This window comes from Pseudomonas sp. Pseusp18, assembly GCF_059506005.1.
The window spans coordinates 1,880,315-1,901,750 of sequence record NZ_CP169240.1; the positions used below are offsets into that span (position 1 = coordinate 1,880,315).

Sequence of the window (21,436 nt, forward strand, 5' to 3'; positions counted from 1 at the left end):
ATGACAGAATCGTTCAGACAAAAGCCGCTCACATGAGCGGCTGGGCTTTGTTCGCAATGCACTTCAAACCGGGGCGTTCAATCTCGCCCGAGGCTCGGAAATGGTCAGCAAGAGGATGAAGCTGATAAATGAGCCGACTGCCAACCAGGCGAACACATAGTTCCAGCCATAGTTGTCCAGCAGCAGCCCAGTAATGAACGGCGTCGCTGCGGCGCCCAACTGACCGACCATGTTCACGATGGCGTTGGAGATGGGGAACGTCTTTTTGGTGGTCAGCCCCATTGGGTAAACCATGTAGGAGGAGAAGCCCAGGCTCAGCACAACGCCGGTCAGCATCAGCAACAAGCCATAGGGCAGGGGTTCGGCGGGCGAATTGATCAGCAGATACATCATCAGCGACGTGCCGAGCGCAGACAGCAGCATGCCGGGTTTGCGCCGCCCGCCCATTAGCCGGTCCGAGCAGAAACCACCCAGCAGGTTGCCGAGCACGGCGCCCACCCATGGCGCAGCCGACACCAGCCCCATGTTCATGATCGAGAACTGTTTGACCGTCATCAGGTAGGTCGGAATCCAGGCCAGCAGTACGCTCGATACGCCCAGTTGGAAGCAATAACTGGTGGCGCAGCCCCAGATATTCCAGGACTTGAACACCTGCCGGTTGGTTTCCAGGGGCGTTTCATGGCGGGCACGTATGACTCGATCAAGTTTGCCCACCCAGGCTGGAATCTTCCGTGGGCGGGCTTGCTGAGTAGCCTCAGTACTGCCGGTTTCTTCGATGATGTGGTTGAGCTCGGCTGCGTTGACGAACCGGCTCCGGGAAGGGTGATCGGTGACCATGAAGTACCAGATCACCGCCAGTACGATGCCGGGCAGGGCGAAAAAGTAGAAGATCTCTCGCCAGCCCCATACCGAAATGATCACTGCACAGAGCGGTGGCACGATCACTGGCCCGAACTTGACGGCGGACAGAAATATCCCTGACGCGGTGCCTTTTTCCCGCGCTGGAAACCAGTTGTTGATGGTCGTGGTCATGCTGATCGGCAGTGGGCCTTCAGCGACGCCAAGTCCCAGGCGATACAGTTTCAATGCCAACAGTGAGCTGGCAGTACCCACCAGGCCGGTCAGCAATGAGGTCAGCACCATGGCGCCAGGCAGGATCCTGCTGACGCCGTAACGGCCGAAGGCAAACCCGGAAGGGATTTGTGCCAGGGCATAGGCCAGCAGAAACAGGCTCATCAAGCCACCGGCCTCGGCATTGCTCATTTCAAACTCTTTACGAATAAACGGCAGCGCGACACCCAGGTTGGCCCGGTCGGCGGCTGCGATGGTGTAAATCAGAAAAATCAGGGCCGCAACCACCCAGCGGTAATTGCTGCGCACAGCAGGTTTTATGACTTCAGGCATAGACATGGGGTGGACCTTGTTTTTGTCGGTGTTGTCCGGCCAAAGTAATGAGTGTGAATCTGCAAAAAAAGCGACAAATATTCCGCTCAACAGATCACTTTTATTGATGAAAAAGCGTGGCCGAATGGCCAAAGTTTTTCGACCGGGTGCGCTTACCTTCGGATTGATTGCACCACTAGAGGGCTATCCGGGAGCTTTCCCATCCACGAGAGCGCCTTTTACGGACCACTGGAGGGCCCGAATGCGCCATTACGCACAGGTCGTGGATTACACGCAGGTCGCAATGCGTTGATCGATTTGTGGGAGCGCCAACGTGAAGAGCCGTTTTCATCTGCATTTCTCCCTCTGCTCAAGGGCAGGGAACCATCCGATCGTGGCGGTGGCCCGAGCCCTGAGACGGGTGAGTTAGAACGAGTAGCGACGCATACCGCCATCCACCAGCAATACGGTGCCGGTGATGTAGCTTGCGCGAGGGGAAGCAAGGAAGGTGACTGCGTTAGCCACATCGTCAGGCTGGCCAAAGTCACGCAGTGCAATCTCTCGGTCGGCGAATTTTTTACGCTCTTCGCCCGGATACATACGGCGGATCTGAGCCGTATCGATCAGCCCAGGCTGTACACAGTTCACCGTGATACCGTGCTGGCCAAGCTGTTCAGAAAGACCTTTTGACCATACGACGATACCGGCTTTAGCCACCATTGCCGCGTTGACGACTTCCGGCTCAAGATTGCCGGAGAGGCTGATGATTGCTCCGGACTTACGCTGAAGGAAGTTTGGCAACAGTTTTTGGGTCAGCTGACGATGACGGTCAAAGTTCAGCGTCATGCCTTCGATCCATTGTTCTTCAGGAGCATCAATGTCCATCGGACGGCTGCCGCCCGCGTTGTTGACCAGGATGTCGATGTGACCCATAGCGGCCAGAGCAGCACTTGCAATTCTTTCTGGGCCGTCAGCTGCGACAAAATCCTGAACGAACGTGATCGGTGCTATACCACCCGCATCGGTGATTTCGCCTGCCAAACTGACCAACAGCTCTTCGTTTCGCGCAGTAGCAAATACCTTCACACCTTCAGCGGCCAGGCTTTTGACAATGGCTCGTCCGAGCCCTTGGCTAGCACCGGTTACCAAAGCAGTTTTTCCAGCAAGTTGCATATCCATGGCGAGTCCTCGAATAGACAGATTGAAAAATACAGTGGGGACGAACTGAGTGTTCGCCCTGATTCGAGGAGCAATTTAGGCCTTGCTGAATGGGGGATAAACGGCCCGATTAGAACTTGATTAGTACTGTGTCGTTACCAATCGCTCTCACTTAAGACCTGCCTCGGAGAACAGTTCCATCAACCACTCCATGAACACACGAACTTTTGGTGAAAGGTGACGACGGTCGGTCAGGAGCATTGATACGGGCTTTGCGACTGTACGCAGTTGCGGAAGGACTTCAATCAGTTCTCCCGAGTCGATATGCCTCTGTAGCGAGGGCCGCAATCCTTGAAGCAATCCGAGCCCGGCCAGGCCGCAAGAGAGAAAAGCTTCGGAGTCGTCGACCACGATCCCGCTTTGGACTTTGACGGAAATGACGCCATCTCCATCCTGAAATTTCCACGGCATGATCTTTCGTCGATGCTCAATGAGGAAGTTGACTGCCAGGTGGTTATCCAGTTCATCCAGGGATTTAGGCGTACCGAATCGCTCAAGATAAGAAGGCGCGGCACAGGTCACCATAGGCACCAACCCGATACGGCGCGCTATCAAACTCGAGTCGTCCAGCTCACCCAGGCGGACGGCGCAATCTATGCCCTCAGCAATGAGATCAATTTGATGATCAGTCGATCCCAGCGTCAGTTCGACTTGTGGGTAGAGGTCTCGAAATCCGGGAAGCGCAGGAATGATGATCGCTTTTGCCAGTACGACAGGAACGTCCACCCGTAGCTTGCCTCGCGGTGGGCGTGTGGGCGAAAACCAGTCGAAGGTATCTGCAAGATCGCCCAACAATTGCTTACATCGGTTGTAAAACTCCTCACCCTCCGGAGTGACGTTGACCCGTCGAGTGGTTCTATGAAGCAGCTGGACGTTCAACTCACTCTCAAGGTTCTGGATAGCCTTCGAGAGTGCAGGGCGGTGCAACTGGAGAGCTTCCGCTGCGCGCGTGTAGCTACGTTGCTCAACAACAGCAACGAATATCTCCATCGCCTCGATCATATTCATCTAGAAGCCTCGAAGCCGCCATTCTCAGCGGGAATCTGCCGATCGCTGCAAGTGTAATCGAGTGCGAAATGTTGCACGTTCTTCACCTACGGGTTAACGCAGGGCGCTACAGAACGCCCGGATGGCCTCGCAAGCCTGACACAATGAAGCGTCATCCAGAGCATAGGCAATGCGAATATAGGGGCCAAGGCCAAAAGCGCTGCCATGCACCACGGCTACATCCGCTTCGTCGAGCAGCGCGTGGGCGACATCTTCATCGGTGTGCAGAACTCGCCCGCCTGGGGATGTTCGGCCAATCAGTCCGGCGCAGGAGGCGAATGCATAGAACGCACCTGCTGGAGCCGCGCATTCGAGTCCTGGAATGTCGTTTAGCAGCGTCACCATCAAATCTCGGCGGCGCTGGAACACGACACGGCTTTCGTGGATGAAATCCTTAGGCCCCTCCAGTGCTGAGAGTGCCGCCTGTTGCGAGATCGAACTGGCGCCAGAGGTTTGCTGCCCTTGCAGTTTTTCCATGGCCTCCAGCAACCAGCGCGGCCCGGTGGCAAAACCGATGCGCCAGCCGGTCATGGCGTAGGCCTTGGAGACACCGTTCATGGTCAGGGTTCGTGGAGCCAGCCGTGGTTCAACCTGAGCCAGGGTGTGGAACGCTTGATCGTCGAAGATCAGGTGTTCATAGATGTCATCGGCCAGGATCAGTACATGGGGATGATCGAGCAACACCGCCGCCAGTGCGTGAAGTTCAGCCTCGCTGTACACCGCGCCGGTGGGATTGGACGGTGAATTGAGGATCAACCAACGGGTTTGCGGGGTGATCGCGGCGGCCAGTGCCGCGGGCGTCAGTTTGAAACCGGTGTCGGCATCGCAGGTAACGATCCGCGCTTCACCGCCGCACAGTTGCACCATCTCCGGGTAACTGACCCAGTACGGCGCCGGCACGATCACCTGGTCGCCCTCGTTGAGGGTCGCGGCCAGGGCGTTGTAAATCACCTGTTTGCCGCCGTTGCAGACGAGGGTGTCTTGCCAGGTGACGTCCAGGCCATTCTCGCGGCGGAATTTGGCGGCCACCGCTTCTCGCAGTGAACGGACCCCGGCGACCTGGGTGTAGCGGGTATGGCCGTGTTCAATGGCATTAATGGCCGCTTCGCGCACATGCTTGGGCGTATCGAAGTCGGGCTCGCCAGCGCACAGCGAAATGATCTTCGCGCCTTGTGCCCGGCGTTCCGCCACCCGGTCCATGATCCGGTAGGTCGCGGAAGGTTGCGCGCTGGCCAGGCGCTGGTTCAGTCGTTGGATATCAAGGCTCATGCGCGGGTTCTCCACTCGGTCAGGTTCATCAGCTCCAGGGTCGAGCGGCCTTCGGTCAGCGCCTGCATCATCTGCGCTTCCTTGTTCGCGCGCGCCTCGCCTTCGGCCAGGGTACGTGCCGCATCCGCCTTGGGGATGATGATTACGCCGTCATCGTCGGCCACCACCAGATCACCCTGAGCCACCAAGGCACCGTTGAAATTGAACGGTTGCCCCACCGAAGGGGCGCTGGCCTTGACCGTGCCTTTGACCGAGATGCCACGGGCAAATACCGGGAACCGGCGTTTCTTCAGGGCCGCGATATCGCGTACGCCGCCATCGATCACCAGACCGACCACGCCAGCCGCCTCGGCTGCCACGGTGAGCACTTCGCCCCAATAACCGGCGATGAAACCACCCGTGCCCACGACCAGTACGCTGCCACGGGGCACTCGTTCCATCGCCAGGTGCAGGGCCAGGTTGTCGCCCGGCGAACATTCCAGAGGGTAGGCGGGGGCGGCGATGAAGGCGCCGTCCCAGATCGGGCGGATCGCACTGTCGACCGCGCAGGGCAGATGGGACGCTTCATACAGCGTCGAACTGCCCAGTACTTTTGCCCGTTGGTGAAAATCCGTGGGGAAGGGGAGCGTGCTCATCAGGCTTTCCTCTGCAGGCTGTGGTAACCCAGGGCGGCCCGGGCTTCTTTAAGGGTTTTGCCCTGAGCGATCAGGGCGCGAATGTCGGCTTCAACCGATTCGATCTGACGGGCACACGCCGCCACTTCCGCCGCACGCGCGCGAGGCACGATCACCACGCCGTTGGCGTCGGCGACCACGATGTCACGGGCACAGACCCGCACCGTGCCGATCGACACTGGCTGGTTGACCGACTGCACCTGTACGCGGTCCTTGCCGGTGCGCATGAAGCGGCCCTTGCTGAAGATCGGATAGCCATCGCCCAGCGCCTTGTTCACGTCACGGCAAACACCGTCGATAACGGTGGCGGCGATCTGCCGGGTGCCGGCGTACTGGGTCATGATGTCGCCCCAGACGGTGCAGTCGGTGCGACCGCTGTTGTCGATGACCACCACGTCGCCGGGCGCCACGTCTTCGATGAAATCGCCCACGGTGCCAGGCGGTACGCTGGCCGAGACGTATTGCACGGTGAACGCCGGACCGACGATGACCTTGCTGTAGTTGTCCAGTGGCGCCACACCGAGGCATTGGCCGGGCAGGCCGAGTTTGTCCAGGGCATCGGAGACGCCCGGGGTGTCCAGGCCTTCGAACAAGGCGACCAGTTCTTTGTCTTCGATATTCATCAGGCATGCTCCACGTGGATCGCTTCGAATTGGGTGTCATGCATCACTTCGGCTACCGAGCGACCGCTGCGGACCGCCTCGACCATGCCGTCCTGGCGGTGGGCGATACGCTCGCCAAGGTCGACCACTTTCTCGATATGGGTTGAGGGCACGAACACCGTGCCGCAGGTATCGGCGATGACATAGTCGTTCTCGCTGACATCGACGCCGGCGACGTTGATCGTCACGCCAGCATCGATCTGCACCACCCGATTGCGCGCGCTGATCATGGTCACGCCACGGCCGTAAACCGGGTAACCGATGGCTTCGCTACCGTCGATGTCACGACTGAAACCGTCGATCACCGTGCCGCGCACTTTCTTGCCGGCCGCTGCGTTGGCGAGGATGTCACCCCAGCAGGAGATGCCTTCGATACCACCGGCGATCACCAGCACGCGATCGTCGCTGTCGATCTGTTCAACCACCGGGGTAATCAGGTGCACTGTGGGCGCACTGTCGGATTTTGGCGCCAGCAGCACCGTACTGGCGCGGCCGACGATCCTTGGGCAGTTCCACAACGGGCGCAGCCCAACGGTGGCACCCGGCAGGCCGAGGAAGTCGAGCGCATCGGAAACCGTGTTGGTATCCAGCGCCGCCAAGCGATCCAGCAAACTCTTGTGGATCATGCTCTTGTTAATCATTGGAAAAGCCCAGTGGTGACGGAGGCGCCCAGTGTCAGCGAGAGCATTTGATAGGTATATTACGAATCACAGAAGCGTTGGATACGCTAAACCTATGGATTAATCATGATCAATTTTCGTCTGATTCGTCATCTCTGGCTGTTCCTCGCGGTGGCCGAAGAACAGAATTTCGGCCGCGCGGCCAAACGGCTGGGCATGTCCCAGCCACCGCTGAGCGAGCAGATCCAGGTGCTGGAGCAGGCGCTCAAGGTCAAGCTGTTCGACCGTTCGCGACGCGGGGCGAAACTGACCCCTGTTGGCGCCGCGATCCTGCCGGCGGTGCGCAAGTTCGCCGACCAACTGGAGCGTCTGGAACTCGCCGTGGAGGAGGCGGTGGCGGGGCAGTCGGGGATGTTGACCATTGGTGCAATTTCCACGGCGATGTTCGATGTGTTGCCGGGGCTGATCGAGCAGCTGAAGAACGATTACCCGCACCTCACCGTGTCCGTGCGCGAAATCGACAGCGTCGAAGCCGTCCCGGCGCTGGAGGCCGGCGACATCGATTTGGCCTTCGCCCGGCTGGACGGTGATCTTGGCGCTTCGATCCATTCACTGCCGCTGTTGGAGGATCGCCTGGTGGTGGCGCTGCCCAGTGATCACCCCTTGGCTTCGCGCACACGCATCAGTCTGTCCAGTCTGTCCAACGAGCCGTTGGTGATGTTTTCCCGAAAGGTCAGCCCGGTGTACTTCGACAATCTGATCGCAACCTGCCGGGCCAGCGGGTTTTCCCCTAGGGTGCTGCATGAAGTGCGTTCCGTCGCTTCGCAAATTGCCTTTGTCAGCTATGGCCAAGGCATCGCACTGGTGCCGGCGTCACTGAAAAAACTGGCGCCGGACAACGTTGTGTTTCGAGCGCTGAGCCAGAAGCTCAATGTCGTGACCACCGCAGTGGCCTGGAATGCCGATCGACCCAACCCGGTGGTGGAGGACGTCGTTGCCCGGTTCCGGGCCAAGGCGTGAGTTGGCCCAGGGATTGTGTGTGAACACCGATTGATAGGATTGGCCTATGAAAGCCTTCCTCAATCAGGATTTTACAGAACACCCGATTCCCTTGAAATTGCGAGCCTGGCCGCCGGCAACCCAGGCTCGGCGCAACCTTTTCGCTCAAGGAGTCCAATATCGTGCCCTCACCAGAAACGTTCACTCACGTGCAACTCCCTCTGACGGTGGAGGGTGTCCAACTGAACGTGGCCGCCATCCATCGCGACGGCGTGCTGGCGCCGATTGTGTTCCTGCATGGGTTTGGTTCGACCAAGGAGGACTACGCCGATATCGTGCATCAGCCCGCGTTTGCCGGTCACCCTTTCATCGCTTACGACGCACCGGGTTGCGGTGAAAGCCAGTGCAGTGACCTTTCCAGGATTTCCATTCCCTTTTTGTTGCAGACGGCGCTGCAGGTGCTGGCGCATTTCGGTATCGAGCGCTTCCATCTGGTCGGCCACTCGATGGGCGGGCTGACCGCGCTGATGCTGGCCCATCAGTTCCCGGATCGGGTGCTCAGCTTTGTCGATATCGAGGGCAATATCGCCCCGGAAGACTGCTTCCTCAGCCGGCAGATCGTTGACTACCCGAGCGACGATCCCGAGGCGTTTTTCGCCGCTTTCATCGAGCGTGCCCGACACGCTCCGGCGTATGCCAGCGCACTCTATTCCGCGAGCTTGCGGCACAAGGTGCGTGCCGGTGCGGTGCGAGGCATTTTCCAGTCGATGGTCGACCTCTCCGATAACGCCGACCTGATGGGCAAATTCCTCGGGTTGAAGTGCCCGCGCATGCTCATGTACGGCGAACAGAACGCGTCATTGTCCTACTTGCCACACATCCAGGCTGAAGGTGTGCGGCTGGCGCCCATTCCCGAGTGTGGGCATTTCCCGATGTATTCCAACCCGATCGCGATGTGGCAACAGATCGCCGATTTCCAGGCGAGCACTGCGCAATAACAAAACAGGGCGCAGAACCTGTGGGATCGCGGCACCGCGCGCTCCCACAGGACTTTTGGCGCTCAAATTTCTTGGTCAGACCCCGGCAGCGCTCGGTTTTGAATAACCCTTGAGCCCGGTGCGCTCTTCGACTTCACCCGAACCGCTGATGTACCCGTAGCGAGACAGATTCGGCATCAACATCGCGGCGATGAAGGTGATGGTCACTACCGCTGCGACATAGAAGAAAAAATACTCCTCGATCCCCTGGGATCGCAGCGACAAGGCGACGTACTCGGCAGTGCCACCGAATGCCGCATTGCCGACGGCATACGGAAAGCCCACGCCCAACGCGCGTACGGCAGGTGGAAACAGTTCGGCTTTGACGATCCCGGCGATCGGGGTGTAGAGCGATGCGATGGCCAGCCCGCCAAACACCAGTAGAAACGCCATGAACGGACTGCTGACCGACTGCAATGAATAGAGCAGGGGGATCACCAGCAACATGGCGAACCCGGAAAACATCAGCATGTGCGCCTTGATCCCGATACGGTCAGCGAGCAGGCCAAAGAGCGGTTGGCAGAGCATGAAGCCGACCAGGGCGGCGGTCATGATGAAGCTCACCGTTTCCGGGCTGAAGCCTGCGGAGATCACCAGGAATTTCTGCATGTAGGTGGTGAAGGTATAGAAGTACAGCGAGCCACCTATGGTGAACGCCACTACCAGGGCGACCGCCCGTTTGTGTTTGAACATGCCGCGCAGAGAGCCGGCATCTTTGCGGTTCATGTCTTTTTTGGTCGCGGTTTCATGCATGGCCCGCCGCAGATACACCACCACGATCGAGCTCACGGCGCCGATGAAGAACGGAATCCTCCAGCCCCATTCGCGCAACTCTTCGCCGGTCAGGGTTTGCTGGAGAATGACCACGGTCATCAAGGCCAGCAGCTGCCCGGCAATGATGGTGAAGTACTGAAACGATCCATAGAAACAGCGGCGTCCCGGTGTCGCGATTTCGCTGATGTAGGTGGCGCCGGTGCCGTACTCCGCGCCGACGGACAGGCCCTGAATCAGCCTGGCCACCACCAGCAGAATCGGTGCCGCGACGCCTATGGTTGCGTAGGTGGGCATGACGGCGATCAGCAGTGAGCCGGCGCACATCATGAACACCGAGATAATCATCGACACCTTGCGGCCACGGGTGTCGGCAATCCAGCCGAAGATCCAGCCGCCGAGCGGGCGCATGAAAAAGCCGACGGCGAAGACACCCGCAGTCGACAATAACTGGCTGGTGGTGTCCCCCTTGGGGAAAAACGAAGCGGCAAAATAGATGGCGGTGTAGGCGTAAATGAAAAAGTCGTACCACTCCACCAGATTGCCCGAGCAGGCACCCATGATGGCTTTGACGCGGTTCGGCGCTCTCATCGGAGCGGCTTCGCCAGCGTGGTCTTTGGCGTCTGTGTTTGATGCGGACATGCTGTTCACCCTTTCTTCAAGGCGAGGCGATACGAGGAGCACGCTGATGCGTGTCCGACGTGACGGGCTCGATGGGTTGTCGGGTTTAACGAAGAGGCGTGAACCCGTTCATGGCCGGGTTTACTGAAGAGAAAGGGGAGGGAGGATGCACGAGCATGGCGAGCTGTACGTGGCCCGGGGAAGCCGGACAGGTCAGGTAAGACGAAGCATTGAACATCATGGCGCGAGCCCTCGAATCTTATTCTTGTAGTGAGTCGGACGCTCTTTGGCGCCGACGTTGATTGCACGCTACCGCAGAGTCAGGAGGCTAATAAGCCGTCAGGCAGGCCTAACTGATATACCTGAATTCTATAGCTTGGCATGCAGCCCCGGCGCGCTGGGGGATACAGCCGACTCGCAAGTCTTGAGGCCTCGCGATACACGGTTGGCGAGGCATTCCAAGGTGCGCAAATGCGATTACACTCACAACACTTTCGACGCATATCGCGCCGAGCCCGATGCTGACTGGCCTGGTAATGGATGTCGTTCAACTCAAGACCCTGATTCATGTGGCCGAGCTGGGCAGTCTCAGCAAGGCCTCGGATCGTCTTCACATCGCGCAGCCGGCCCTGAGCCGGCAAATCCGGTTACTGGAAAAGGAACTCGGCACCTACCTGTTCGACCGACATGGGCGAGGCATGGAAATTACCGAGGCCGGCCGCGAAGTGCTGGCCCATGCCACCCGAATCATGGAAGAAATGGAATCCATCCGAAGCTCAGTGGTGGGCGGAAAAACCTCTTTTCGGGGAACGGTGGTCATCGGGACAACGCCGACGGTCGCGGAAATCGTCACCGTCCCTCTGGTGCGCAAGATCAAAGAGGCGCATCCGAATCTCGGCATCAGGTTTTCCTCGGCCTTCAGCGGCTACCTGCTGGATTGGGTTCAGCGTGGCGAGTTGGAACTGGCGATTTCCTACGATCCGCAACCCCTGCACACGCTGCGTATCGTGCCGGTGATGATGGAAAACCTGCTGCTGGTCGGCCCTGCCAACGCCAACCTGCGGCTTGATACGCCGGTGTCGTTCGCGTCGCTGGCCGAGCAACAGTTGGTATTGCCCAGCGCGCGACATGGCCTTCGGGTGATTCTGGATAACTGTGCGCGTGAAGTCGGGATCAAGCTCAAGACCAGCGTTGAAGCCGATTCCTTCGGCGCGATGATCGACCTGGTTCGCAATGGCTTCGGTTTGACCGCTTTGCCGTTGGCCTCGATTTACGCGCAAATCGAAGCGGGCGTGCTCAGTGCGGCACCGTTGGTCGACCCCGCTCCCATGCGTAAATTGGTCCTGGTCTTTCCCGCGGACAGGCGCGTCAGCCCGGCCGCGAAATTTGTCGGGGATGCCTTTATCGAAATTGCAGCCGATCTGGTCAATCGCAAAATCTGGGCCGGGCACATGCTTTGAGCCATCGGCCAATCTATTAGCCCCTACCCGTTGTTGCGCAGCTGCTCACGACTTCTGCTTTTTTCTCACCACTGATGACACTGTCTTGAACCATCAAACGCGACTGCCTGGCGTATTCGGCATTTTTATATTGGGGATGCTGCAAGTTCTGGTCTGGGGAGGTTCGTTCTTCTTGATGGCCGTCATGGCTGATCCAATCATGAAAGAGACCGGCTGGGCCAGCCAATGGGTGTATGGCGCGCTGTCTCTGAGCATTCTGGTTTCTGCAATGCTGGCGCCATTGACCAGCCGGCTTATCGCCCGCTACGGCGGCCGCCCCATCCTTGCCAGTAGCGGCCTGGGCGTCGCCATCGGGTTGTTTCTGATGGCGAGCTCGACCTCGTTGCCGATGTTTCTTTTGTCTTGGGCAGTAATTGGCGTCGGTATGGCGCTGGGGCTGTATGAAGCGTTGTTCGCCGCTTTAGGTTCTCTGTACGGGGAGCGGGCGGGCAGTGCGATTACCGGGATCACGCTTATTTCAGGGTTTGCGACAACGCTGTCATGGCCAGCGGTTGCGTTGGTCATCGAGCACGTTGGCTGGCGCACGACGTGCTTGGCTTACGGGGCGTTATTGGTCATTGCCGTGGCACCGCTTTATCTCTGGGTGCTGGCGCGGGGCGCGGGGCCACTCGCAAAAAGCCATGCCATGAGTGATGAAAGCCTCTCGATCGACCGGCGGATCTACTTGCTGCTCACACTGATTTTTGCGTTGGGTGCAGTGATCATGACGGCGATGTCTGTCCAGCTGATTTCATTGTTGCAGGGGCAGGGCTACTCACTTGCAGCCGCCATCGGACTGAGCGCCTTGCTGGGGCCAAGCCAGGTGGGTTCACGTGTTCTACAGGTGTTTTCGCGAAAGAGACATCCTATCTGGACGACATTGATCTGCATGGTATTCGTGGCAATCGGCCTGTTGTTGGTGACCATGGCGCCGGCAATGACCGCAGTGGGCCTGGTGATCTACGGCGCGGGTAATGGTTTGCGGGCGATCGTTCGAGGCCTGCTGCCACTGACCCTGATGTCGCCCACCCATTATGTTTTGCTGATGGGGCGCATGGCTCGGCCTTCGCTCATTGGACAAGCCTTGACTCCCCTCGCGGGCGGTTATCTGTTGCAGACCTGGGGCGCTGGCGGAGTGCTTGCGGGCTTGAGTTCGTTGGCCGTATTGAATGTGCTGTTGGTCTTGCTGCTCATTCGGCTGGTGTGAAAAGAACAGTGCCGACCCTGCGGCAAGGTCAGCCATGCACGCTGCTCAGATACTCGAACAACTTGGCCGCTTCCGGGGTCAGTTGCGCCTGACTCGCAACCCCCACGAACAACGTGCGGTGCGCCCAGTCATCGCTCAAGTCGACAGCAATCAGACGGCTGCCGAGCAATTCGGCACGCACGGATGACAACGGTAAAATCCCGATGCCCAAGCCGGCTTCGATCATGCGACAGATGCCGTCGAAGCTGCTGACCTGAATCCGGACCTTGAGGATCTTGCCCGCACTCACGGCGGCATCGGTGATTCTGCGCAGCAACGAGCTGCCCTGGTTGAGCGCGACATAATCGAAGCCAAGCGTGTCGGCAAAGGACACGCTGCGCTCATTCGCCAGTTCATGGCCGACCGGCACCAGGAGCACGAGTCGGTCGTCACGATAGGGCAGTTTGTACAGGCCCTCGGCCGGTACGTTGTCGGCAAAAATGCCGATGTCGGCGCGCCCGTTCTCCACGGCTTGAATAATCGGTTCGCTGAGTGCTTCTTCCAGCCCGATACGCACGTTCGGGTTGGCGCGCAGGAAAGACGCGAGGTCGTCCGGCAGAAACTGGACGACGGCGGAAGTGTTGGCGAACAGCCGCACATGCCCGCGCACCCCGACCGCGTAATCGCTGGCGTCGCACGCCATCCGGTTCACGCCTTCCAGAATCGTTCTGGCATGTTCAACGATCCCTTGTCCCGCGGCGGTCAGTTCGAGCCCCCTTGGCAGGCGCACGAACAGTGGGCACTGGGTGGTTCGCTCCAGCTCGGCTAACCGTTTGCTGGCCGCCGAGACCGTCATGTTGGCCTTTTCGGCGGCACGGGTCAGGTTGCCGGATTCGGCGGCGAAGATCAGCAGGCGCAATGACAGCAGATCGAAATGCAGGGGATTGATCATCAAGAGGATCCAAGGTTTTCCATTCTGGAAAGAGTAGTGGCGAAATATGAAATTTTCATCTGCCCGGTTTGTGTCGATTATCCATGCCACAAGTACTCAACAAGAACGGGAAACGTCATGAGGTTACCTCTGCAAGGTGTCAAGGTCGTGGAGCTCGGTCAACTGATTGCCGGGCCATTTGCGGCGAAAATGCTCGGTGAATTTGGCGCCGACGTGATCAAGATCGAGCCTCCGGTCACCGGTGACCCATTGCGCAAATGGCGCTTGCTGCATGACGGTACTTCCGTCTGGTGGGCCGCGCAATCGCGCAACAAACGCTCGCTGACCCTTGATTTGCGCCAGGCTGAAGCCCAACAGGTGGTGCGCCAGTTGCTGGCCGACGCGGATGTACTGATAGAGAACTTTCGCCCAGGGACTCTGGAAAACTGGGGGCTGGGTTGGGACACGCTGCATGTGCTGAATCCGAAACTCGTCATGCTCCGGGTCTCCGGTTACGGCCAGACCGGGCCTTACCGTGACCGTCCCGGCTTTGGCGTGATCGGTGAAGCGATGGGCGGGTTGCGGCATCTATCCGGCGAGCCCGGGCGGACCCCGGTCAGGGTTGGCGTTTCCATCGGCGACTCGTTGTCGGCCTTGCACGGGGTGATCGGGATTCTGCTTGCCCTGCGTCATCGCGAGCAGAACGGCGGTGACGGCCAGCAGATCGACGTGGCGCTGTACGAGTCGGTGTTCAACATGATGGAAAGCCTGTTGCCCGAGTACTCGGTGTTCAATGCCGTTCGTGAGCCCGCCGGCAGCAGTTTGCCGGGTATCGCGCCGACCAATGCCTATCGCTGCCGTGACGGTGGTTTTGCCTTGATCGCCGGCAATGGCGACAGCATCTATCAACGCCTGATGGAGGTGATTGGTCGCCGTGATCTGGGGGCTGATCCAGCGCTCGCGCAGAACCACGGCCGAGTGTTGCAGGTTGAGCGCATCGATGCCGCCATCTCCGAATGGACCGCGCGGCTCAGCCTCGACGAAGTCTTGTCGATCCTGACCGAGGCGCGCATCCCGGCCGGCCGGATTTACAACGCTGCCGACATTGCCCAGGACCCGCATTACCGGGCGCGCGACATGTTGCTCGACAGCCAGCTGGACGACGGCACGCCGGTGACCTTGCCCGGCATCGTCCCCAAGCTGGGTACCACGCCTGGCAGCGTGACTCGCTCGGCGCCGACCCTGGGTCAGCACACCGCCGAGATTCTTGGCGAGCTCGGCATCGACGCTGCGCAGCAAGCCGACTGGCGCCAACGCGGCATCATTTGAACCGGAGAATCAACATGCAACGTCTTTTCTTGCAGGAAGTCGCGACCCGTGACGGCTTCCAGAATGAAGCGCGCTTTATTGAAACCGTCGACAAGATCGCCATGATCGACGCCCTCAGCCAGTGTGGTTTCGCCAAGATCGAGGTCACCTCGTTCACCTCGTTCACCTCGCCCAAGGCCATTACCGCACTGCGCGACGCCGAGGCAGTGATGCAGGGGATCCGCCGCAACCCGGCGGTGGAATACACCGTGCTGGTGCCTAACGTGCGCGGTGCCGAACGAGCCCTGGCGTGCAACATCGATGAAGCCAACCTGGTGATGTCGGTCAGCGAGCCGCACAACCGTTCCAATCTGCGCATGAGCCGCGAGCAGTCGTTTGCCCAGCTCAGCGAAGTGGTCAGCGTGATCGGTCAGGGGCCGGTGGCGATCAACGTGTCGTTGTCGACAGTATTCGGCTGCCCGATGCAGGGCGATGTTCCGGTGGGGGAGGTGTTGCACTGGGTCGAGCGCTTCGCTGAGCTGGGAGCTCGCGGCGTGACCCTGTGTGACACCACCGGCATGGCGTACCCGAGTCAGGTCGAGATGCTGTCCCGGGCCGTCCGTGAGCGTTTTCCGGCGCTGCAGCTGACCCTGCATTTTCACAATACCCGTGGTATGGCCCTGGCCAATGCGCTGGCGGCCATCGAGGCCGGGGTCGATCGTTTCGATTCGTCCCTTGGCGGCCTGGGCGGTTGCCCTTATGCGCCGGGGGCCAGCGGCAATGTGTGCACCGAAGACCTGTTGCACATGCTGCAGTTGATGGGCTTCAACACCGGGGTTGATCTGGACCGGGTGCTGGCAGTTGCCGCGCAGTTGCCGGGTCTGGTCGGCCACGACATTCCCAGCCAGATCCTCAAGGCCGGCAAACGCCTGGACTTGCACCCGATACCCGCCCATGTCGCCAGCCTGGAAAAACAGGTGCCGTCGGCCCGAGCCCAGGAGCTGCACTCATGATCGATCATCTCGACCATCTAGTGCTGACCACCATCGACCCCGTGGCTGCCGAGGATTTTTACGTGCGGGTCATGGGCATGCAGGTGCAAACCTTTGCCGGTGGGCGCAAGGCGTTCGCTTTCGGTCAGCAGAAAATCAACCTGCACGTGCGTGGCCACGAGTTCGAGCCCAAGGCGCATTTGCCGGTGCCGGGAGCGCTGGACCTGTGTTTTATCGCCTCGATCCCACTGGACCAAGTGATTGCGCACCTGGCCCGTGTCGACTGGCCCATCATCGAAGGCCCGGTGTTGCGTACCGGTGCCACCGGGCCGATACGTTCGGTATATGTGCGTGATCCGGACTTGAACCTGATCGAGATTTCCGAACCCGTCCAGCCGGAGCGTGCAGCATGAAAGTGGTATTTCTTGATAGCGATAGCCTGCCCGTAAGTATCGCTCGCCCAGCCTGGGTCACCGACTGGCAGGACCGCCCCGACACGGCGCCGGACCAGGTGGTGGACGCTGCACGGGGTGCCGATGCAGTGATCACCAACAAGGTGCGCATCGGCCGGGCCGAACTTGAGCAACTGCCGAACCTGCGCTTCATCTGCGTCGCGGCCACCGGTTACGACTGCATTGATCTGGCGGCCTGCCGTGATTTTGCCGTGACGGTGTGTAACGTCCCGGCCTACTCGGCACAAAGCGTCGCCGAGTCGGTGATCGCGTCAATCTTCGCCCTGCGTCGACAGCTGTTTGCTTACCAGGCTGCGGCGCTGCGGGACTGGCCGGATTCGCGGCATTTCTGCGTCCATCGCGCGCCGATCCGCGATGTTCAGGGCAGCGTGTTGGGCATCATCGGCCGAGGTGGTATCGGCTTGACTACGGCGCGTCTGGCGAGCGCCCTGGGCATGCAGTTGCTGTTTGCCGAACACCGTGGCGTGGTCCCGGTGCGCAAGGGGTACCAGTCCTTTGAAACGGTGCTGGCGCAAAGCGACGTGATTTCTCTGCACTGTCCATTGACCGAGCGTACCCGACACCTGATCGGGGCCCTGGAACTGGCGCAGATGAAACCCGGCGCGTTGCTGATCAATACCGCTCGCGGACCGCTGGTGGACGAAGCGGCGGTGCTCGATGCGCTGGACAGCGGCCGCCTCGGTGGCGCGGCCCTCGATGTGCTTTGCCAGGAGCCACCACCGGCCGACCACCTTTTGCTCAATAGCCGCCACGCCAACCTGATCGTCACGCCCCACGTGGCCTGGGCCAGCCAGAGCAGCCTGCAACGGCTGGCCGACGGCATCCTTGGCAACCTGCTGGGCTACCACTCGGGGAACCTGATCAACCTCGTGTCGTGAAGGCTCCACCACCCAACAAGAAGGTCCACTCATGAAAACAATAACAATCACACCGGTCCGTCAGTTTGTCTCGTTGTTCATTGCCGCGCTGTCCCTGGGCGCATTGCTGCAGGTAACGCCTGCCGTGGCCGCCGTCATCGTGCCGCCAGGTGCTCCGGTGGTTGGGATGATCGACCACGTCGACCACATCGTCCTGACTGCCACCGACCCGCAAGCGACCATTCATTTCTACACCGAGGTGATGGGCATGCACCTGGAGAAATTCGGCGAGGGCCGGGTGGCTTTCACGTTCGGCAACCAGAAAATCAACATGCACGTGCGCGGTCATGAAATCGAACCCAAGGCCCACGTGCCCGTGCCAGGGGCCCTGGACCTGTGCTTTATCGCCAGCGCGCCACTGGACGAAGTCATCGCCCACCTCAAAACGGTGAACTGGCCGCTGGTGGAAGGTCCGGTGACCCGAACCGGGGCCCGGGGGCCCATTCGCTCGGTGTACCTGCGCGATCCCGATCTCAACCTGATCGAGATTTCCGAGTACATCCAGAAGTAATCATTCCCCCGAACACTCTTTCCCAGGCGATCGGTCGTGCACCGATGTGGCGGTCGGCTACCTGGGGAAATGCATCACGCCTGCGAGGAAGCCATCATGACAACAACAATTACACCCTCGATTGCCGAAAAAAAGCCGAGCCATTCACGCCTGCGCCGAGTGTTCCGCCACCTGTATGTGCAGGTGCTGCTGGCGATTGTGCTGGGCATCATCTTCGGTCATTTCTATCCCAGTCTCGGCGAAGAAATGAAGCCCCTGGGCGATACGTTCATCAAGCTGATCAAGATGCTGATTGCACCGATCATCTTCTGCACCGTGGTCAGTGGCATTGCCAGCATGCAGAGCCTCAAGCGCATCGGCCGGGTCGGCTTCAAGTCGTTGCTGTACTTTGAAGTGCTGACCACCCTGGCGCTGGTGATCGGGCTGATCGGGGTCAACCTGATGCAGCCTGGTACGGGCATGCACATCAACCCGGCGACCCTCGACGGCCATGCCATCGACAGCTACAGCAAGTTGGCCCATGAACAGAGTGTGGTGGGCTTTCTCACCCATATCGTGCCCAGTACCGTGTTCGGTGCCTTTGCTGAGGGCGATATTCTCCAGGTGTTGTTCATTTCCATTCTGTTTGCCTTCGCCTTGCAGATGCTCGGTGCTGCCGGCAAGCCGTTGCTGAGCCTGATCGATCTGGTAGCCCAGGCGTTCTTCCGCATGGTCAAGATCGTGATGTATGTCTCGCCGCTGGGGGCCTTCGGCGGCATGGCCTTTACGATCGGCAAGTACGGTGTCGGCTCCCTGGGGGCGTATGGCAACTTGCTGATCTGCTATTACGTGACGGCGCTGTTTTTTGTGTTCGTGATTCTCAACCTGGTCGCGCGCCTGGCCGGTTTCAGCCTGTGGCAGTTTCTCAAGTACATCCGCGATGAGCTGTTTCTGGTGTTGGGCACCTCATCTTCGGAGTCAGCCTTGCCTCGGTTGATGGGCAAGCTCGAGCGTCTGGGGTGCGAGAAGTCGGTGGTGGGATTGGTGGTGCCTTCGGGATACTGTTTTAACCTCGATGGCAGCTGCATCAACATGACAGTGTTGGCGATTTTCATCGCCCAAGCGCTGGATATCCCGCTCGACCTGTGGCACCAGGTCACCCTGTTGTTGATTCTGTTGCTGACCTCCAAGGGCGCGGCCAGCGTCACCGGCGGTGCGTTCATTACCCTCGCGGCCACCCTTGGCAGCCTGGATGTGATTCCGGCGGCCGGGTTGGTGTTGGTGCTTGGGGTCTACCGGTTTATTTCCGAAGGCGGGGCGTTGATCAACGTCATCGGCAACGGTGTCGCCACGCTGTTCATCGCCAAGTGGGAAGGGGCGCTGGACGAACAGACGTTGGCGTCAGAGTTGCGCAATGGCTGTACCCGGGAGGTTGAGGCACAGTCCTGAACGAGTTGTCGCAAGACAGCCCCAAGACCGCCCGGTCCACGAAAGCCGGGCGGTTTTGGGTTTCCAGATTGCCCATGGGGCAAGCCCTGTCAGATATCACTTCTTCGACGATTTGCTGCTGGCAGGAATATGCAAATAAGACATCACGCTCTCGGTCAGCTCGGTCGCCAGCTTGACCGCTTCTTTATTGCGCGCCATCACACCCGCCACCAAACCTTCAATCAAGGCGAGTACGGCGATGTTGGAGCTGGTCATCACCGGATGGTCGGCGGGGGCAAACAGCACGTGTTCGGCAATGCTGGTGAGCGGCGATGCGGGTGAGTCGGTGATCGCCAGCACCGAGGCGCCGCGCTCATTGGCGAAGCGGGCGAGTTGCAGGGTATCGAGGGAATAGCGCGGCAGGGAGATCGCCAGCAACACATCCTGATCGGTGATGGCGGCCAGGCGGTAAGCGGCGTTTTCGTTGCCGCCCTCCATGCTGATGGCGGTGGCGTCTGCACAGAAGGGCATCAGGGTCGAGGCGGCGAGGCCTGCGAAGTAGACGCTGTTGCCAAAGCCCAGGATGTAAATTTTGCGCGCTTCGATCAGGCGGGTGACGAACGCTTCAAAGGTGTCGGCGTGGTTGTTGGTGGCTGCCGTGGCGAGGTTGCTGGTGGCGCTCTGGATTTGTTCATGCAGGCCAAACGCACCGCCGGGACGATGCGCCAGTTCGTTGCGCAGTTTGTCGACCGGCGACACCATCTGCTGCAACGTTGCGACCAGCTCGGCCTTCATGCCGGTGTAGCCACCCAGGTTCAGTGCCTTGGCCAGACGATTGACCGCGGCCGGCGAGGTGGAGGTTTCATGGGCCATTTCTTCGATGGTCAGCGTCGCGGCCCTTAGCGGGTGACGCAGGATAAAATCCGCCACCTTGCGCAGTGACGGCTGTAGATCGGAAACGATTTCCGCCAGTTTACGCATCACCGGCGCGGCATAGACCGTGGTGTCTTTCGAAGGGGTCGGCATGTCCGGCTCTACAGTTCCTGAAGGGTTGGAGAAGGCTTGGTTCGAGGTTGGCTGGAGTGTATCGCATGCCAAACCTCGTTGTGCATCGCCAAGCCAGGGAGCGGTGAGCGAGCCGGTGGTTATTTCAAGCTGCCGGCCAGAAACTGCCGAAGCCGCTCGGACTGTGGATTGACCAGCACTTCACGCGGATTGCCGCGCTCCTCGACCAGGCCCTTGTGCAGGAACACCAGCTGGTTCGAGACCTCGCGGGCAAAGCCCATTTCGTGGGTCACGACTACCATGGTGCGGCCTTCGAGTGCGAGGTCCTGCATGACTTTCAGCACTTCGCCGACCAGCTCGGGGTCGAGGGCTGAAGTCGGTTCATCGAACAGCATCACTTCCGGCTCCATGGCCAGCGCCCGGGCAATCGCTACCCGCTGCTGCTCACCACCCGACATGTGCGCCGGCCAGGCGTCCATGCGGTGCGCCACGCCAACTTTGTTCAGGTAATGCTCGGCCTTTTCCCGTGCTTCTTTCTTGTTGATGCCCAACACATGCACCGGGGCCTCCATGACGTTTTCAAGGGCACTCATGTGCGACCAGAGGTTGAAGTGCTGAAACACCATCGACAGTCGCGAACGCATGCGTTGTAGCTGTTTGGGCTCGGCAGCCTTGAGCCCGCCGAGTTTGTTGGTCACCAGCTTGAGCGGTTCGCCATTGAGCACGATGTTGCCGGCGTTGGGCTGCTCCAGCAGGTTGATGCAACGCAGGAAGGTGCTTTTGCCGGAGCCGCTGGAGCCGATGATGCTGATCACGTCACCGGCCTTCGCCTCCAGGGACACGCCCTTGAGCACTTCGTGGGTGCCGTAGCTTTTGTGAAGATCCTGAATTTCAAGTTTGTACATG

General features: G+C 59.8%; 21 protein-coding genes. 10 read left to right on the forward strand and 11 right to left on the reverse strand.

Going from position 1 to position 21,436, the window contains the following annotated elements; all coding sequences use genetic code 11:
* Window positions 1-63: 63 nt before the first annotated feature.
* The 7 genes from ACEN9A_RS08385 to ACEN9A_RS08415 form a co-directional block, all read right to left on the reverse strand.
* A complete protein-coding gene (locus ACEN9A_RS08385) occupies window positions 64-1,410 on the reverse strand; it encodes an MFS transporter (RefSeq protein WP_258672957.1) in 1,347 nt (448 codons plus the stop codon).
* Between the two features lie 399 nt (window positions 1,411-1,809).
* Complete coding sequence (locus ACEN9A_RS08390; RefSeq protein ID WP_258672958.1) at window positions 1,810-2,562, reverse strand: SDR family NAD(P)-dependent oxidoreductase; 753 nt, start codon at window positions 2,560-2,562, stop codon at window positions 1,810-1,812.
* Between the two features lie 147 nt (window positions 2,563-2,709).
* A complete protein-coding gene (locus ACEN9A_RS08395; protein ID WP_018928353.1) occupies window positions 2,710-3,609 on the reverse strand; it encodes a LysR family transcriptional regulator in 900 nt (299 codons plus the stop codon).
* Between the two features lie 93 nt (window positions 3,610-3,702).
* Window positions 3,703-4,917: a pyridoxal phosphate-dependent aminotransferase gene (locus ACEN9A_RS08400; RefSeq protein WP_258672959.1), complete on the reverse strand. Its 1,215-nt coding sequence runs from the start codon at window positions 4,915-4,917 to the stop codon at window positions 3,703-3,705.
* Complete coding sequence (locus ACEN9A_RS08405; RefSeq protein ID WP_258672960.1) at window positions 4,914-5,552, reverse strand: RraA family protein; 639 nt, start codon at window positions 5,550-5,552, stop codon at window positions 4,914-4,916. Before ACEN9A_RS08405 ends, ACEN9A_RS08400 begins: the two co-directional genes overlap by 4 nt.
* Complete coding sequence (locus ACEN9A_RS08410; protein ID WP_258672961.1) at window positions 5,552-6,214, reverse strand: RraA family protein; 663 nt, start codon at window positions 6,212-6,214, stop codon at window positions 5,552-5,554. The genes ACEN9A_RS08405 and ACEN9A_RS08410 overlap by 1 nt, the downstream gene beginning before the upstream one ends.
* The gene (locus tag ACEN9A_RS08415; RefSeq protein ID WP_258674155.1) at window positions 6,214-6,879 is read right to left on the reverse strand and encodes an RraA family protein; all 666 of its coding nucleotides are present in this window, start codon (window positions 6,877-6,879) and stop codon (window positions 6,214-6,216) included. The genes ACEN9A_RS08410 and ACEN9A_RS08415 overlap by 1 nt, the downstream gene beginning before the upstream one ends.
* Before the next feature lie 120 nt (window positions 6,880-6,999).
* Here ACEN9A_RS08415 and ACEN9A_RS08420 point away from each other — a divergent pair, with 120 nt between their 5' ends.
* Both ACEN9A_RS08420 and ACEN9A_RS08425 read left to right on the forward strand, forming a co-directional pair.
* A complete protein-coding gene (locus ACEN9A_RS08420; RefSeq protein WP_258672962.1) occupies window positions 7,000-7,893 on the forward strand; it encodes a LysR family transcriptional regulator in 894 nt (297 codons plus the stop codon).
* Between the two features lie 161 nt (window positions 7,894-8,054).
* Window positions 8,055-8,870 (forward strand): alpha/beta fold hydrolase, encoded by an 816-nt coding sequence (locus ACEN9A_RS08425; protein WP_204124442.1) that lies wholly within the window; start codon window positions 8,055-8,057, stop codon window positions 8,868-8,870.
* A gap of 75 nt (window positions 8,871-8,945) precedes the next feature.
* Here the strand turns inward: ACEN9A_RS08425 and ACEN9A_RS08430 are convergent, their stop codons facing one another.
* Complete coding sequence (locus tag ACEN9A_RS08430) at window positions 8,946-10,322, reverse strand: MFS family transporter (protein WP_309475236.1); 1,377 nt, start codon at window positions 10,320-10,322, stop codon at window positions 8,946-8,948.
* A gap of 497 nt (window positions 10,323-10,819) precedes the next feature.
* Between ACEN9A_RS08430 and ACEN9A_RS08435 the strand changes: the two genes are divergently transcribed.
* Window positions 10,820-11,761 (forward strand): LysR family transcriptional regulator, encoded by a 942-nt coding sequence (locus ACEN9A_RS08435; protein ID WP_258672963.1) that lies wholly within the window; start codon window positions 10,820-10,822, stop codon window positions 11,759-11,761.
* 136 nt (window positions 11,762-11,897) lie between these two features.
* Complete coding sequence (locus ACEN9A_RS08440; RefSeq protein ID WP_258674157.1) at window positions 11,898-13,007, forward strand: MFS transporter; 1,110 nt, start codon at window positions 11,898-11,900, stop codon at window positions 13,005-13,007.
* A gap of 28 nt (window positions 13,008-13,035) precedes the next feature.
* Here ACEN9A_RS08440 and ACEN9A_RS08445 read toward each other — a convergent pair whose 3' ends face one another.
* Entirely contained in the window at window positions 13,036-13,938 is a 903-nt protein-coding gene (locus tag ACEN9A_RS08445; protein ID WP_258672964.1) for a LysR family transcriptional regulator, read from the reverse strand.
* A gap of 117 nt (window positions 13,939-14,055) precedes the next feature.
* Between ACEN9A_RS08445 and ACEN9A_RS08450 the strand changes: the two genes are divergently transcribed.
* The 6 genes from ACEN9A_RS08450 to ACEN9A_RS08475 all read left to right on the forward strand — a co-directional run bounded on the left by ACEN9A_RS08450 (window position 14,056) and on the right by ACEN9A_RS08475 (window position 19,546).
* On the forward strand, window positions 14,056-15,246 hold the full coding sequence (locus tag ACEN9A_RS08450) for a CaiB/BaiF CoA transferase family protein (RefSeq protein WP_258672965.1): 1,191 nt from the start codon (window positions 14,056-14,058) through the stop codon (window positions 15,244-15,246).
* 14 nt (window positions 15,247-15,260) lie between these two features.
* Window positions 15,261-16,238: a hydroxymethylglutaryl-CoA lyase gene (locus ACEN9A_RS08455; protein ID WP_413387677.1), complete on the forward strand. Its 978-nt coding sequence runs from the start codon at window positions 15,261-15,263 to the stop codon at window positions 16,236-16,238.
* Window positions 16,235-16,630 (forward strand): VOC family protein, encoded by a 396-nt coding sequence (locus ACEN9A_RS08460; protein WP_007995886.1) that lies wholly within the window; start codon window positions 16,235-16,237, stop codon window positions 16,628-16,630. The genes ACEN9A_RS08455 and ACEN9A_RS08460 overlap by 4 nt, the downstream gene beginning before the upstream one ends.
* Window positions 16,627-17,568 carry a D-2-hydroxyacid dehydrogenase gene (locus tag ACEN9A_RS08465; RefSeq protein ID WP_258672966.1) on the forward strand — a complete coding sequence of 314 codons (942 nt, stop codon included), beginning with the start codon at window positions 16,627-16,629 and terminating at the stop codon, window positions 17,566-17,568. The genes ACEN9A_RS08460 and ACEN9A_RS08465 overlap by 4 nt, the downstream gene beginning before the upstream one ends.
* A 166-nt stretch (window positions 17,569-17,734) precedes the next feature.
* Window positions 17,735-18,118 (forward strand): VOC family protein, encoded by a 384-nt coding sequence (locus tag ACEN9A_RS08470; protein ID WP_026345858.1) that lies wholly within the window; start codon window positions 17,735-17,737, stop codon window positions 18,116-18,118.
* A 96-nt stretch (window positions 18,119-18,214) separates the two neighbouring features.
* Complete coding sequence (locus tag ACEN9A_RS08475; protein ID WP_258672967.1) at window positions 18,215-19,546, forward strand: dicarboxylate/amino acid:cation symporter; 1,332 nt, start codon at window positions 18,215-18,217, stop codon at window positions 19,544-19,546.
* Window positions 19,547-19,642: 96 nt separating this feature from the next.
* Here the strand turns inward: ACEN9A_RS08475 and ACEN9A_RS08480 are convergent, their stop codons facing one another.
* Together ACEN9A_RS08480 and ACEN9A_RS08485 are read right to left on the reverse strand one after the other, a co-directional pair.
* A complete protein-coding gene (locus tag ACEN9A_RS08480) occupies window positions 19,643-20,551 on the reverse strand; it encodes a MurR/RpiR family transcriptional regulator (RefSeq protein ID WP_007940239.1) in 909 nt (302 codons plus the stop codon).
* A gap of 119 nt (window positions 20,552-20,670) precedes the next feature.
* Window positions 20,671-21,435, reverse strand: coding sequence for an ABC transporter ATP-binding protein (locus ACEN9A_RS08485; protein ID WP_204124436.1), 765 nt, complete (start codon window positions 21,433-21,435; stop codon window positions 20,671-20,673).
* Between the last annotated feature and the right edge of the window lies 1 nt (window position 21,436).